This is a genomic window from Paeniglutamicibacter psychrophenolicus, assembly GCF_030812255.1.
GTDB classification, from domain to species: Bacteria; Actinomycetota; Actinomycetes; order Actinomycetales; family Micrococcaceae; genus Paeniglutamicibacter; species Paeniglutamicibacter psychrophenolicus_A.
In genome coordinates this window covers 45,701-59,195 of record NZ_JAUSSH010000012.1, presented here as the reverse complement: position 1 = coordinate 59,195, position 13,495 = coordinate 45,701, and the positions used below count along the sequence as shown (strand labels likewise).

Here is a 13,495-nt window from a genome sequence, read left to right as displayed (position 1 = left end):
CATGCCGAATTCCCGGTAGCCTTGGACACAATGAGCGAACGTTTATCTCCCACACGGGTCGCCGCCACATGGGCGGCGGCCCTTGTGGTGCTGGCCGTCCTGGCCTTTGCTGCCATTGCCCTGGTCAACCACAATTCCTTCGGGCCCGCCCAAAAGGTCAAGGAACTGCATGTGCATCTCACCCGCGGCGAAGGCGCCGCGGCACTGGGGCTGCTCCAGGCCACTGTCCCCAAGGGCAATGCCCTGCTGCTTGACGGCGAGGGCCTGAAGGCCGCCAGCGCCGACATCAAGGACTTCACGGTCGGCAAGCCCGAAAAGGTCGCCGGCGCCGATGACCTGGCCACCGTCACGGCAACCTACTCCATCCACGGGGTGCAGCAACAGACGACCTACCAACTGGAACGCACGGGCCGCAGCTGGCTGTTCTTCGAGAACTGGTCGTTTGTCCCCACGACGCTTCCCACCGTGGCGATCTCCGCGAACACCACCAACGAGGTGGTCGTGAATTCGCGGCCCGCCCCGCTGGTCAAGGGCAAGACCACGGTTCCGGTGTTTGTTCCGGCCGTCATCGACACCAGCTTCGCCACCCCGAACTTCCGGGCCGACTCGCGCGGCCTGGCGGTCACCGGGTTCTCGAAGAAGGCCACCGAGGTCAAGCTTCGCACGCAGCCCACCAAGAAGCTGCTCGACGAGGTCAACAAGCAGATCACCGCGTACCTGGATGACTGCGCAAAGCAGCAGGTCCTCATGCCGGCGGGCTGCCCGATGAGTTACTCCACCACTGCGCGGGTGCGCTCGGATTCCATCCACTGGAGCATCGTCGACTATCCCTCGGCCGAGATCGTGGCCTACGACGGCTCGTGGGCCCTGCGCCCGCTGACGGTCAAGGCACGCTTGGACGTCACCGAACAGGACCTGCGCACCGGGCGGTACACCGAGCGGACCGTGGATGACAGCTTCGGGTTCACCGCCGTGCTCAAGGCCAGCACCACTAAGGTCAGGGTCACCCCCGTTTCCAGCGAGTAGCCGCCCGGTTGCCGGGTCCTAGCGGCCCAGCGCCGGGACCAGGGACCTGGTGCGGGCCTTGTGCCTGGCCGGGGTCCCGGAGCCCTGTTTCGGGGTGCGACGGGCCCGGCGCAGCACCACGGCCACCGCGATGAGCCCGGCGACAAGCGAGATCAACGCGCCGCTGCCAACCGACCAGCGGGCACCGAACTCGGTGCCGAGCCAACCCACCAGCGGGGCGCCCAGCGGGGTGCCGCCCTGGACGACCATCACGTAGAGCCCCAGCACGCGCCCGCGGTAGGCGGGGTCGACCGAGAGCTGGATCATGGTGTTGGAGCTGTTCAGGAAGGTCAGCGAGGCCAGCCCCACCGGCACCATCATCACCGCGTACCAGAAGAACGTGGGCATGAAGCTGGCGACCAATGCCGCAAGGCCGAAGCCGACGGCACCACCCAGCAGGTAGCGCATCCGCGGCTTGCCGCGCCGGGCGGCCAGCAGGGCCCCGGCGAGCGTGCCGATGGCCATGATGGTTCCCAGCAGGCCGAACTCCCCCGCCCCGACATGGAAGACATCGGTGGACATCATCGCGTTGGTGAGCTGGAAGTTCAGCCCGAACGTGGCCACGACGAAGGCCAGCGCGAAGATCAGCAACAAATCGGGGCGGTTGCGCACGTAGGCGACGCCCTCGCGGATCTGCCCCTTTTGGCGGGCCACCAGCACGGTGGGCTGAAACTGTTCGGTGCGCATCTTGGCCAGCGAGAAGATCACGGCCCCGAAGCTGGCGGCATTGACCAGGAATGCCGGTCCGGTGCCGAAGACGGCAATCAGCATCCCGGCGACGCCGGGGCCGGCCAGCCGGGCCAGGTTGAACGAGGCGCTGTTCAGCGCGACCGCATTGGGCAGGTCGCCGGCCGGGACGAGTTCGGAGACGAAGGCCTGGCGTGCCGGGGCGTCGAAGGCGCTGGCCACACCCAGTCCGAAGGCCAGCAGGTACACGTGCCAGAGTTCGGCGGTGCCGGTGGCCACCAGCACACCCAGGACGGTGGCGAAGACGCCCATGGCCGACTGGGTGATCAGCAGCAGCTTGCGCTTGTTCATGCGGTCGGCGAGCACTCCGGCGAACGGTCCCAGGAACAGGATGGGCAGGAACTGCAGGCCGGTGGTGATGCCGGTGGCGGTTCCGTCGTGGTTGGTCAGGATGGTGAGCACGAGCCAGTCCTGGGCGACGCGCTGCATCCAGGTGCCGATGTTGGAAACCAGGGCGCCGGCGGTCCACAGGCGGTAGTTCGGGATCTTCAGGGCGCTGAACATCCTGCTCATTTGGCGCTCATTTCCTGCAGCAGGGCCGCAGCCCGCGCCAGGGTTGCCCGGTCCTTGGCATCGAGTGTTTCCAGCCGCACGGCCAGCCAGGCGGTGCGTTGGCTTCGGGCGCCGTGGTAAGCGGCCATTCCCTCGGGGGTGGGTGCGATCATCACCTGGCGGGCGTCGGCCACGCTGACGGTGCGGGTGACCAGCCCGGCTTCCAGCAGGGACTTCACGATGCGGGTCATGGACGGGGCGGCGACCTGTTCGCGGGCAGCCAGTTCGCCGATGGTGTGTTGCTGGTCCCGCAGGCCCGCCAGCACCGAGTACTGGGCGGGGGTGAGGGTTTCGGAGGTTGATTCCAGGCGCAGGCGGCGGGATGTCTTCATCACGGCCACCCGAAGTTCGGCGGCCAGGTCGCCGGTGTTGGTTGCGTTGCTGACGCGAGTGGGGGCTATGCGTACGGGTTTCGGGGCATCATCGGTTGCGTTCATGTGATCCGGGCGGGCCCGGGCTTCTCCTTCAATGCGCCGGGGCGCCGGCGTCTTGGGTTTCGACCTCTTTAGTTCCTTAGCATTGCTAACAATACGTGGGTCGAAATATTCCCGCCATGATGGCCATCACCCGGGCACCCGCTTGACGGGTGAGATGCCTAACGACCGGCCCCGGCGTTAACCACGAGCGAGGCCCGCCCCCCTCGTTTCGGGGGGGGCGGGCCTCGCTTCGGGCGTGGTGTTGCCGCCTAGTTGTCCATGCCGCGCAGGTCCAGGACCAGCTCGGTCTCGCCCTGCGCATCCACCAGCACCGGGATGCCCCAGTCCTGCTGGTACAGGTGGCAGGCGGCGTGCATGGGGATCTCCCCGCCGGGCTCGCCGTCGCAGGCGGCCGCACGGGCGGTGATGTGCAGGACGCCCTCGGCGATCTCCGGGTTCAGTTCCAGGGTGCGGGCCAGCCCGGTCGAGGTCCCGGCACCGGAAAGCAGCAGTTCCTCCGGCGAGGAGGAGATCTTCAGCTGTGTCGGATCCCCCCAGCGGTCATCGAGCTTCTGCCCGGTCGGTGCGGAGAAGCGCACGGTCAGCGCGTGCTCCCCCGCTGCGACCTTGGTCTTGGGGCGCTGGGTCTGGGACGCGCCCTCGTCGACGAGAAGGGCCTCGGCCGGGAGCGGCAGGCGCACAAGCTGGTGGTTGTTGGTCTCCACGACCAGCAGCACCGGCTCGCCGTCCACCGAGGAATCCAGCTGCACGTCGGCCGGCTCGTTCAGGCCGCGGGCCAGCGTGCTGACGGTCGCGGTGGCCGGGTCGTAGCGGCGCACCGCGCCGTTGTAGGTGTCGGCAATGGCGATCGAGCCGTCGGGCAGCGAGGCAACGCCCAGCGGGTGCTGCAGGCGCGCCTCGGCGGCGGCGCCGTCGCGGAAGCCGAAGTCGAAGAGCCCTGCACCGATGGCCGATTCCACGGCCGCCACCGATCCGTCCTCGGCCAGCACCAGGCGGCGCAGTGCGGAGGTCTCCGAGTCGGCGACCCAGATGTTCTCGTCCTTGTCCAGGGCCAGGCCGGAGGGCTGGGCGAACCAGCTGGCATCCGGGCCGCCGTCGGCCAGGCCTTCCAGGCCGGTGCCGGCGAAGACCGACAGGGCGCCGGTCACCGGGTTGAAGGCGAAGATCTGGTGGGTGCCGGCCATCGCGATGGCCACGGCCTGCGTCTTGGGGCTCCACAGCACGTCCCACGGGGAGGACAGCGAGGTGTCCAGCGGGTCGCTGCCCAGATCGCTGATCCAGGCTTCCTCGTTGTTCTCGTCGACCGCGGCGCGTGCCTGGTCGGCGTCGAGCAGGCGCTGGATGCCGTTCCCGGCCAGCGTGGTGACGTTCCCGGTGTCCAGGTCCAGCCCGCGCAGGCGGTGGTTGACGGTGTCGGCGATGACCGCGTGGTAGCCCAGGGTGGCGGCGAGCTCGGCCGGGAGCAGGGCCAGGCCCTGGGGCTCGTTGAATTGCGCGGTTTCCGCGTCCCCGTCGGCGAAGCCCTTCACGCCGGAGCCGAAGGTGCGCACCACGGTGGACAGGTCGTTGCCAAGTTCCACGATGCGGTGGTGGCCCGAGTCGCCGACCAGGAAGTTCCCGTTTTCCAGCGCCACGGCCTTGCCCGGGAAGCGCAGGTCGCCCTCGCGGGCGGGCGGCGCCACGTAGGGGCCGGTGCCGCGGTGCAGCGTGCCCTTGGCATCGTGCTCGGCGATGAGTTCCTCGACCAGGGATTCCAGCCCGGCAGCATGGCCCTCGCCGGAGAGGTGGGCGACGATGTAGCCCTCGGGGTCCACGACCACCAGGGTGGGCCAGGCGCGGGCGGCGTAGGCCTGCCAGGTGACCAGCTCCGGGTCGTCCAGCACCGGGTGCTCGATCTCGTAGCGTTCCACGGCGGCGGCCAGCGCGACCGGATCGGCCTCGTACTCGAACTTCGGGGAGTGCACGCCCACGGTCACCAGGACATCGGAGTACTTGGCCTCCAGCGGACGCAGCTCGTCGAGCACGTGCAGGCAATTAATGCAGCAGAAGGTCCAAAAATCGAGGATCGTGATCTTGCCGCGGAAGTCCTCCAGCGTCAGTTGCTTCCCGCCGGTGTTCAGCCAGTTGCGGCCGACCAGTTCGGAAGCACGGACCTTGTAGGAGGTGCGTACGGATTCGGTTCCGGTGCTGGGGGTTGCTGTCATGGATCTGCTCCTGGGCTTGTCGGCTGACGTTGTGCTGTATTCAATTATCCCGTTTTTGCCCGGCGAAGCAGAGATCATGACATGATGCGACGATCCGCCCCCGGGCTAGCGGGCCTGGGTCAGGGCGGCGTTGAGCACCTGGGCCGCCATTTGGCTGAACTCCGGCGCCTTCAGGCCGTCGGCGGCAATGAACGAAACCATTCCCACGTAATCCCCCTTGGCCTTGATCAACACCAGGGCCTGCTGCCGCATTCCCTGGCCCTGTCTGCCGCGGGTCCACAGGATGGCCGAATCCGCGTCCCCGGCCTTCAGCACGGGCTTCTCGGTGGAGAAGGGAACAGTCTCGGTTTCCTGGTGCATGGTCACCTTCCGGCATTCGGTGAGCATCGCCAGCACCGTGGCGTAGTGGGCCTCCAGCGCCGACTTGTCGGTGATCTTCGCGACCTCGACCGATCCGGTGGCTGGGATCTTCTCGGTCAGGAAGTCGGTCCGCGCTCCCTCGCCGCCCATTTGCACCGGGGACCAGTTCAGCGACTCGATGACGTCCGCGCACTGGGTGGGCAGCACCGCGACCCCGCCCGGGGTGTCTTCGGGGGCCTTCTTCAGGTCGGCGAGTTCGGTCCCGGAGATCACCCGGGCCTTGTCGAAGCCCAGCCGTGCGGCCATGGAGATGCCCGAGGCCACGGAGAGTTCGGAGACGTTCAGTTCCGCGGCCCCGCCGCTGGGCGTTGCGGCGGCGGAGGCGTCCGTGGGCAGCGGCGCGTGTTCCTCGGGCAGTTCCACGGCTTGCGGGGCCCCGGCGCAGCCGGCAAGTGCCAGCCCCAGGGAAAGGGTCAGGGCAAGGGTGCGCAACGCACCCGTCTTGGTCCTAGCGGCCACGGCGCGCAACCTCCTCGTCCTGCTTTTTCAATTGGGCAAACATCTCGTTGTAGGCGTGCAGTTCCGCGTCGTTGTCGCGGTCCGCCTGCCGATCCTTGCGCTTGGATTCCCTGGTGTCGTCCCGGTTCCAGGACACCATCACGCCCAGGGCCAGAAGCAGCGTCGGGATCTCCCCGATCCCCCACATGGCCCCGGCACCCAGCCGCTGGTCGGCCAGTGCGCCCTCGCCCCAGCTCCTGCCCATGTTGCCGAACCAGTCGGCCTGGTACAGCGAGGTGGAGCTCATGATGGAGACGCCGTAGAAGGCGTGGAAGGCCATGGTGGCCAGCAGGATCACCAGGCGCATCGCGTGCGGTGCCCGCTTCGGAACGGGGTCCGTGCCGATCATTGACAGCGCGAAGAGGTACCCGGTGATGAGGAAGTGCAGGTTCATCAGCTCGTGGCCCATGTGGTTGCGCAGCGCGAAGCCGAAGGCCGAGGATTCGTAGAAGATGATGATGGAACCGGCGAAGTTGGCCGCCGCAAAGAGCGGGTTGGTGACGAGGCCGGAGAACTTCGAGTGCACCAGCACCATGATCCATTCACGGGGCCCACGGGTCCCGTCGGTGCGCGAGCCCAGGGCCTTCAACGCCAGGGTGACCGGCGAGCCGATGACCAGGAGCAGCGGGGCCACCATGGTCAAGGCCATGTGGTCCACCATGTGCACGGAGAACAGGATCTTGCCGTAGACCGCCAGCGCACCGGAGGTGAAGTAGAACAGGGCAGTCAGTCCGAGGAGCCAGGAGATGGTCAGCAGGATCGACCACTTGTCGCCGCGACGGCGCACCGTCACCACGGCCCACAGGTAGGCGATGGCCAGGAAGAGCACGATGGCGATCCACAGCCAGTCAAAGCGCCAGACTTCCGTCCAGCTGGAGCTGGTCAGTTCCGGGGGCAGCTCGTACCCGGTGAGCAGCCGGGCAGGGGTGGGCAATTCCGGTGGGGTGTCCGGGGTGGGCGGCGCGGTGCGGGCCAGCACCGTGGCCAGGGCCATGACCGTGGCCATGATGATGGTTTCGGCTCCCACGACCAGCCAGGCCGCGCGGGTTGCCGCAAGCTTTCCGGTTTCCAGGGCGGGGATGACCCGGCGGCGGTGGGCCAGGCCGAGCGCGCCCAGGGCGACGGTGGCCAGGGCCTTGGCGATCACCAGCCACCCGTAGGGCGTCATCCACTGGTCCCAGTCGGTGATGCGGATGGTCGCATTCACGACGCCGGAGCCGGCGACCAGGATGATGGAGATGGTGGCCAGCGCGGAGAAGCGGTGCAGCACGGTGCCGGCCAGGATCGGGCGGGTGCCGGGGTAGCGTCCCGGGGCCTTGGCGGCCAGCAACGGTGCCAGCGCGGCCAGCACGACGATGCCGCCGAACCACAGGCACACCCCGGCCAAGTGCAGCATGATCGAGTTGACAGCACCCCAGTGGTCGTCTCCCCCGGCGGCGTGGCCGATCAGCGACATCGGCAGGATCCCGGCGAAGGAGAAGGCGGTCGTGGCCCCGACCCAGGCCGGGGAACGCACGCCGAAGGCCAGGGAGGAGGTGATCGCGGCAATCACGATCATCCACGCCCAGGCCCGGCCCACCGAGATGTTCAGGACGTAGTCGAGCATGGCGGAGGTGTAGCTGGGGTCGGTGCTCATGGGCTTGCCGACCAGGTCCCAGAAGTTGAAGACCAGCACCGCGGCCGCGGACACCGTCCAGACCATGCCGGAGGCAGCGGCCAGGTTCATGGTGCGGGCAAAGGCGGGGTGGGTTTGGCCGCCGTCGGTGTCGTGCTTGCCCGGTTCCGGGCGCTTGGGCTTGGTGGAACGGGGCAGGATCGTTGCTGCGAAGACCAGGGCGGCGATCGTGATGGCCATCGAGGAGTGGTGAAGTGCCTTGGCGGCAGGCAGCGCCCACCGCACGAAGGGCCCGGGGTCCCCCAGCTCACTGGCCTGGGCGGTGCCGGCAAAATAGCTGGCCGCAATGATCACCAGCACCCCGACCACGAGTGCGGGAAGGGTCAGCAGGAGCCAGAGCCTCTTGCCTGGCATCGCCGCCTCGACCTTGGTGACCGTGGCCTGCGTGTTCCGTGACTTGTTCACAATGTCCTTTCAGCTTCCTCGCCGATCCATTCTCCCACCGATTGCCCGGCCCCAAGGTGCCAAGGTGGCTCACACCACCTGCCGGCACCCCGGGACCGGCATCCGGAGATCAGGTGGCGAGCAGTTCCTTGCCCAGGAATGAACCTTCGCGGCACCCCGGAAGGATCGCATAGACCGCTGACCCGATCGGCGTGGTCCACTCGTTGAGCAGGTCGGCCGCATCCAGGCGTTGCTGGATGGGGACGAATTGGCGATCGACGTCGCATTGGTAGGAGGCAAAGAGCAATCCCGCCTCGGTGCCGTCGAGGTAGTTGTAGCCGCGGCGCAGGATTTTCTCGTCCGCCTCGCGGGCCTGCGAGCGGGCCACGTGCGAATCGTCGGATATCACCGGGAACCCGGCGGCGTCGCGCACCCGCAGGTCGGGGGTGTCGAACTCGCGTTCCCCGGTCAGCGGTGAGCCGTCGGACTGGCGGCGCCCCAGGGAGAAGTCCCGGGCCGGGCGATCCACCTCGTCCCAGGCCTCCAGGTCCATCTCGATGCGCCGCAGCACCAGCGAGGTTCCACCCGCCACCCAGGGTTCAAGTCCCTCGCCGCCGAACACTGCCCGATCAAGCATGGCATCGACGGGGTTCCCGGTGCCGTCCTTCTGCCCGAACAGGTTGCGCATGGTCGCACCCTCGGGCATGGAACCGCGCGAGTGGCGGAATCCGTCCTGCACCCACCTGGTCTTGGCCAGGGTGCGCAGGTCCTTTTGGATGGCCCGGCGGGCGTGCACCAGCGAGATTTGGTCGTCCCCGCAAAATTGCACCAGCACGTCGCTTTGGCCCCAGGCCTTGTCCAGCCGGTCAACGGAGAAGCGGGGAAGGTCCCTCAGCCACCCGGGTACCAGGTCCGGATTCAGGATGGCCGCGGCGTGCTGCCCCAGCCCCACCGTGAGGGTGAGTCGCGCCGGGTTTGCCGCCATTTCCGGTTCGGTGTCGGCAAGGACGCCGAGGCCGGCCATGAGGCGGGATGCGTCGTCGCTGATGATCTTCAAGGTCCGGGCCAGCGCGTCACGTGTCGTTGCCTCATTGGCACCGGGTTCCGGGATCAGGTCCATGGCCAGGAATGTGGCAAATGCCGGGGCAGGGGTGGTGATTCCCGGTTGGCGCTGCCCGTGAAACGCAATGGTGTCCGGGCCGTGCAGCGCCTGGTCCGGTTCGGCGGCTGCCGCGCCGAGTGGCAGGCCGGCGGCGGTGAATCCCGCCGCGGCACCCACAGCGGCTGCCGCCGAGCCGAGCAGCAGGCCGCGGCGCGAGGGTAGGCGGGTTTCCTTCGCATGGGCGGTGTCAGTGTCCGGCATGCACGTCCCCTTCCGCGGGACCTGTGTGGCCCGATTCCTCGGCTTCCGGTGCGTAGGACTCCTTGGCCCCGGTGAAGCTTTTGATCTCGAAGGGGACCTCGCGGGTGCTGCCGTCGCCGAAGGTGAGTCTCAGGGCAGGGCTTTGACCGACCTTGAGTTCCTGCTTCAGCTCCATCAGCATCACATGCTTGCCACCCGGGGCAAGCTCGATGGTTGAATGCGCGGGGATCTCCAGCGGACCGTCAAGCTCCTTCATGGTCATGGCGGTGCCTGAGCCTTCCATGTCGTGCAGCTCGGTGCTGCCGGCCAGGGTCGAGTCGACCTTGACGAGCGCGGCCGGATGGTCCGTGGGGTTTTCCAGCACGGCAAAGCCGCTGGTCATCCCGTCGCTGGCTGCCTTGATCCAGGATTCGGAAATCTGCAGCGATTCGGCTTCGGTGGTGTTTCCATTTTGGGTGGCCGCATCGGATGCGCCGGCAACTGCGCATCCACTCAGCAGCAGGCCGGCCATGGATGCGGCAGCGAGGGGTGCGGTGAAGCGATGGGTGAGGATGTTGAAGTTCATGGGAAACTCTCCAAAATTCTGGGCTGCGGGCACGCCAAGGCTGACCGTGGGCATTGCCCGCAAGGCATCGCTTCCGATGGAGGAAGGCGATGCCGGTTCAGGGGGAAGATCGTGTCGCCGCCGTGCCGCGAGGCGCCGCCCGGTTTCCCGGCACGTGCTGGTGCCGGCGAACCGGGCCGTTCTGGCGGTCTCGGCCGGGTGTGGCCTGGCGGCTACTTGGTCTGGCGGCGGACCTTCAGCAACACCAGGGCGATGATGCCGATCCCGGCAATGCCGATGATGGCCCAGACCAGGCCGGCGGGCATGCCGGCAACCGGTGTGGTGGTGTCGTCGGCCTCGGCGCTCGGCTGCGCCGACGGCGTGGCACTCGGCGCAGCGGACGCCGCCGGAGCACTGGTGGTTGCCGGTGCACTGCCGGCCACTGCCGCCGGGTCGTTGACCTCAAAGGCGATCTTCTTGTCAATCGGGTGCCCGTCCGAGGACACCACCCGGGCGATGAGGGTGTAATCTCCGTTGGCCAAGGTGGTGGACGGGGTGACGGTTACTTCCCGGCGGTCGATCGCAAAGGTGGTATCGACGTTGGTTCCCTTGCCGTCCGAGAGTTCAAGGATCGTCCCGATCTTCTTGATGTCTCCGCTGAAGGTCAGCACCAGTGATTTGGGTGCCGCCTTGAGCACTTCTCCGCTGGCCGGTGTGGAGGAAATCAGTTCGTCGTGTGCCTGGGCGCTGGATACGCCGCAGACGGTCATCAGGCACAGCAGCACGGCGGCGACGAGTACGCCGATTCGGGTGGCGGTGCGTGGGGCTTGGATTGTGTCAGTCATGGGGTACGTGGTCCTTTTTCTCCGCGGCGATGTTGGCTCGCAGGAAGTTGGGGGTTGCTTTACGGGTGTGCGAAAGCAGGTCCCCGCGGAGGACCGCGGCGGTGCAGGGCCGGGCGCAGCACGTCACGCAGGACAAGCATGCGGTAGGCAACGCCGAGCAGGGGCTGTTTGCCCCGAGTTGCCTGCAGCCCGCGTACAAACAAGATCAGGCGCGGTACGTACAGGGAGATGGCCTGGGCAAATGTGCGGGCGGCGATCTCACCCCGGCGCATGGCCGTGATGGTCACGATTGCGGCAGCCACGTGGGCGACGGTCATCAGCCAGCCCGCGGGCGAGTCGGCGGCGGTTGCGGCGGCCACGGTTGGGCCCGCGCCCAGTTCAAGACCGTGTCCTGCGTGGGCGCCGCCTTCCCGGATGAGCCCGGCGGCGCCTTGGTGCTGGTGGCCGAACAGGCCGAAGGCGCCATGGTAGGCGCCCTGGCTCAGCAACACCGCGAGGCCGGTGCGCATCAGTGAGGTCTTGCCGGAAGCCAATGCCGTGCAGATGACGGCGCTGATGCATAGCAGGAGTCCGATGATGGCAGGCGGCGGCATGACCCCGTCCACGGCGGTATGGGAGGCGGCGGCAAGGCAGGTGCAAATCAATGCACCAATCCAGCCACGCAAGATGCGCAGGCCGTGATCCTTCATGCCGTTTTCCTCCGCCAAGGGATTGATGGGTAATGCCTCATGGTTCCAGCAAGCCATTCTACGCGATTCTACGGGTCGTAGAATTCTAAATTCGCCCACGACACCCATTAACGCCAAAGCCGCCCCTCGCATCCGGTCCGTGGGACCAATGCGTGGGGCGGCTTGAAAGCTGTTGCGCGCGGCGCAGACTACTTGCCGGTAACGGCAGCCTTCAGCTTGGAGCCAGCGGTCAGCTTGACCGAGTGGCCAGCCGGAATCTGGATGGCTTCGCCGGTCTGCGGGTTGCGGCCGGTGCGTGCTGCACGGTCGGTGCGCTCGACTGCGAGCCAGCCCGGGATCGAGACCTTCTCGCCCTTGGAAATCTGGGAAACGAATACGTCGAACACTGCATCCAAAACACCGTTGACGGCTACCTGGGAGTTGCCGGTCTTCTCGGCGACAGCTGCAACAAGTTCACTACGGTTCATAGCCAAAGTATGTCCTCCTGGACTTCTCTTCCCGGACGCAATTGGCCCGGGTCGCCTCGCGTTCGCGGGGACTTCTGTGTGAGAACTTACCAAATGTTCCTGCGCGAAACGCCCGATACGGGCCGAATTCCCGGGAATTTTTTGAAGTTTGGCGGTTTTTTCGCCTTCAGCGGCCCGTTTTACTCCGAAAGAGAGACGAACAGCACTCTTGCGGATCGAAGCCCCCACAATCCGGCAGACCGGTTCACGCGGTCATTTCGGGCTCCCTGGCCATCGCTTCCAGGGACTTCAAACATCGACGTCGGTCCGCCGGCAAGCGGTCAATGGGCTAACCGAAAAGGGAAATTCCGGTGGCGGATTCGGCTGCCTTCCATATGGTTGCGGCAGCCTCGGAATCGGTGGTGATTGACGGGGGCGTGGTCTTGCGCGGGGCACCCCTGACCAGCCACCGCGGTCCGTAAAAGACCGCTCCCGGAGTGCTGAAGGCGTCGGGGTCCACGGAGGCCCGAACTATCGGCCAGGCACCCCGGTCCTTGCCCTGGGTAAAGGGGGCCTGGAGCGTATCAACGACTCGTTTGAACGTGCCGGGCTCGTTGACGCCGGCAATCCCGGGTGTGCGCCCGGAGAGCGAATAGCCGGGATGGGCGCTCAGCGCCCTGGTCGTGCCGGGGGTTCTCTGCAGCCGTCGGTCGAGTTCGAAAGCGAAGGATTGGAGCATGATCTTGGATTGGGCGTAGGCCTGCCAGGAGGAATAGTTGCCCTGCAATTGCGGATCATCCAGGTGCGGGCGAACCAGCAGGGTGGAAAGCGAGCCCAGGGTCAGCACGCGGGCGGACGGGGCCCGTTCCAGGACCGGAACCAGCCCGGCGACCAGCGCGAAGTGCCCGAAGAAGTTGGTCGCAGCCACCAGTTCCAGCCCGTCCACGCTCTGCTGGCGCGTGCGCGGGGCATGCACCATGCCGGCGTTGGCGATCAGCACGTCCAGGTGCTCGAGGCGGCCAAGTTCGGCAACGGCTGCGGCGACGGATCCGAGACTGGAAACATCAAGGGTCGTCAGACGAAGCCGTGCCCCGGGTACACATGCACGAATTGCCTGGGCGGCGGCTTCCGCCTTGCGGTTGTCGCGGCACGCCATGATGACTTCGGCCCCGCGCCGGGCCAAGTGGAGACTGGTCCAGAACCCGATCCCTGCATTCGCTCCGGTGACCACGATGCGCAGGCCACTGGCGTCGCCGTTTCGGCGACGTGCCACCACCTCGTCTTCCTGCGCGGTGCTTGGGGTCTTGTTGGTGTCTGTGGTCTTGAACTGGTCCATGATGTCCAAAGCTACAGTTTTCCCGGCGGCGGTGCCCGATGCGTGGGGGTCGGACCGCGGCTGCTCCCCGGGCTTTCTGCGGCACGTGTCCCGGCCAGTGGTTGCCTCGGCGCTTCCGGGCGCTCTCCTTGGCCTGGTTGCGGCAGAGAAGATAGCCGATGGCCGACGACCGCGCGGCAGCGGCCGCCAGCAACCCCCACAGCGGGTCCACGCGGAGGGCAATGGCGGCAGTAATCAGGAACAGCACCCCTGGGGTGCCAAAAAGTGCCTTCATGGAAGACATCCAACCT

The 13,495-nt window shown here is 67.1% G+C and carries 12 protein-coding genes; 1 reads left to right on the top strand and 11 read right to left on the bottom strand.

Going from position 1 to position 13,495, the window contains the following annotated elements; translation table 11 throughout:
* Positions 1–30: 30 nt before the first annotated feature.
* The gene (locus J2T21_RS15290) at positions 31–1,026 is read left to right on the top strand and encodes a hypothetical protein (protein ID WP_307582422.1); all 996 of its coding nucleotides are present in this window, start codon (positions 31–33) and stop codon (positions 1,024–1,026) included.
* A gap of 18 nt (positions 1,027–1,044) precedes the next feature.
* On the opposite strand, the gene J2T21_RS15285 is transcribed toward J2T21_RS15290, so the two are convergent.
* The 11 genes from J2T21_RS15285 to J2T21_RS15235 all read right to left on the bottom strand — a co-directional run bounded on the left by J2T21_RS15285 (position 1,045) and on the right by J2T21_RS15235 (position 13,205).
* A complete protein-coding gene (locus J2T21_RS15285) occupies positions 1,045–2,325 on the bottom strand; it encodes an MFS transporter (RefSeq protein WP_307582420.1) in 1,281 nt (426 codons plus the stop codon).
* A complete protein-coding gene (locus J2T21_RS15280) occupies positions 2,322–2,801 on the bottom strand; it encodes a MarR family winged helix-turn-helix transcriptional regulator (protein WP_307582418.1) in 480 nt (159 codons plus the stop codon). The genes J2T21_RS15285 and J2T21_RS15280 overlap by 4 nt, the downstream gene beginning before the upstream one ends.
* Before the next feature lie 248 nt (positions 2,802–3,049).
* Entirely contained in the window at positions 3,050–5,005 is a 1,956-nt protein-coding gene (locus J2T21_RS15275) for an NHL domain-containing thioredoxin family protein (RefSeq protein ID WP_307582415.1), read from the bottom strand.
* A gap of 105 nt (positions 5,006–5,110) precedes the next feature.
* The gene (locus J2T21_RS15270) at positions 5,111–5,884 is read right to left on the bottom strand and encodes a hypothetical protein (protein WP_307582413.1); all 774 of its coding nucleotides are present in this window, start codon (positions 5,882–5,884) and stop codon (positions 5,111–5,113) included.
* A complete protein-coding gene (locus J2T21_RS15265; protein ID WP_307582412.1) occupies positions 5,874–8,003 on the bottom strand; it encodes a cytochrome c oxidase assembly protein in 2,130 nt (709 codons plus the stop codon). The genes J2T21_RS15270 and J2T21_RS15265 overlap by 11 nt, the downstream gene beginning before the upstream one ends.
* 109 nt (positions 8,004–8,112) lie before the next feature.
* Positions 8,113–9,345 carry a Dyp-type peroxidase gene (locus J2T21_RS15260; protein WP_307582410.1) on the bottom strand — a complete coding sequence of 411 codons (1,233 nt, stop codon included), beginning with the start codon at positions 9,343–9,345 and terminating at the stop codon, positions 8,113–8,115.
* A complete protein-coding gene (locus J2T21_RS15255; protein ID WP_307582409.1) occupies positions 9,332–9,910 on the bottom strand; it encodes a copper chaperone PCu(A)C in 579 nt (192 codons plus the stop codon). The genes J2T21_RS15260 and J2T21_RS15255 overlap by 14 nt, the downstream gene beginning before the upstream one ends.
* A 212-nt stretch (positions 9,911–10,122) precedes the next feature.
* Positions 10,123–10,734, bottom strand: coding sequence for a copper resistance CopC family protein (locus J2T21_RS15250; RefSeq protein ID WP_307582408.1), 612 nt, complete (start codon positions 10,732–10,734; stop codon positions 10,123–10,125).
* Positions 10,735–10,793: 59 nt separating this feature from the next.
* Positions 10,794–11,423 (bottom strand): hypothetical protein, encoded by a 630-nt coding sequence (locus tag J2T21_RS15245; protein ID WP_307582407.1) that lies wholly within the window; start codon positions 11,421–11,423, stop codon positions 10,794–10,796.
* A gap of 188 nt (positions 11,424–11,611) precedes the next feature.
* The gene (locus J2T21_RS15240) at positions 11,612–11,896 is read right to left on the bottom strand and encodes an HU family DNA-binding protein (RefSeq protein ID WP_071212675.1); all 285 of its coding nucleotides are present in this window, start codon (positions 11,894–11,896) and stop codon (positions 11,612–11,614) included.
* Positions 11,897–12,218: 322 nt separating this feature from the next.
* Positions 12,219–13,205, bottom strand: a complete 987-nt coding sequence (locus tag J2T21_RS15235) for an SDR family NAD(P)-dependent oxidoreductase (protein WP_307582405.1) — start codon at positions 13,203–13,205, stop codon at positions 12,219–12,221.
* Between the last annotated feature and the right edge of the window lie 290 nt (positions 13,206–13,495).

Coding starts and splice junctions, on each gene's coding strand:
- J2T21_RS15285 (WP_307582420.1), bottom strand. CDS start 2,325: ATGAGCAGGATGTTCAGCGCCCTGAAGATCCCGAACTACCGCCTGTGG.
- J2T21_RS15255 (WP_307582409.1), bottom strand. CDS start 9,910: ATGAACTTCAACATCCTCACCCATCGCTTCACCGCACCCCTCGCTGCC.
- J2T21_RS15280 (WP_307582418.1), bottom strand. CDS start 2,801: ATGAACGCAACCGATGATGCCCCGAAACCCGTACGCATAGCCCCCACT.
- J2T21_RS15235 (WP_307582405.1), bottom strand. CDS start 13,205: ATGGACCAGTTCAAGACCACAGACACCAACAAGACCCCAAGCACCGCG.
- J2T21_RS15275 (WP_307582415.1), bottom strand. CDS start 5,005: ATGACAGCAACCCCCAGCACCGGAACCGAATCCGTACGCACCTCCTAC.
- J2T21_RS15250 (WP_307582408.1), bottom strand. CDS start 10,734: ATGACTGACACAATCCAAGCCCCACGCACCGCCACCCGAATCGGCGTA.
- J2T21_RS15290 (WP_307582422.1), top strand. CDS start 31: ATGAGCGAACGTTTATCTCCCACACGGGTCGCCGCCACATGGGCGGCG.
- J2T21_RS15260 (WP_307582410.1), bottom strand. CDS start 9,345: ATGCCGGACACTGACACCGCCCATGCGAAGGAAACCCGCCTACCCTCG.
- J2T21_RS15245 (WP_307582407.1), bottom strand. CDS start 11,423: ATGAAGGATCACGGCCTGCGCATCTTGCGTGGCTGGATTGGTGCATTG.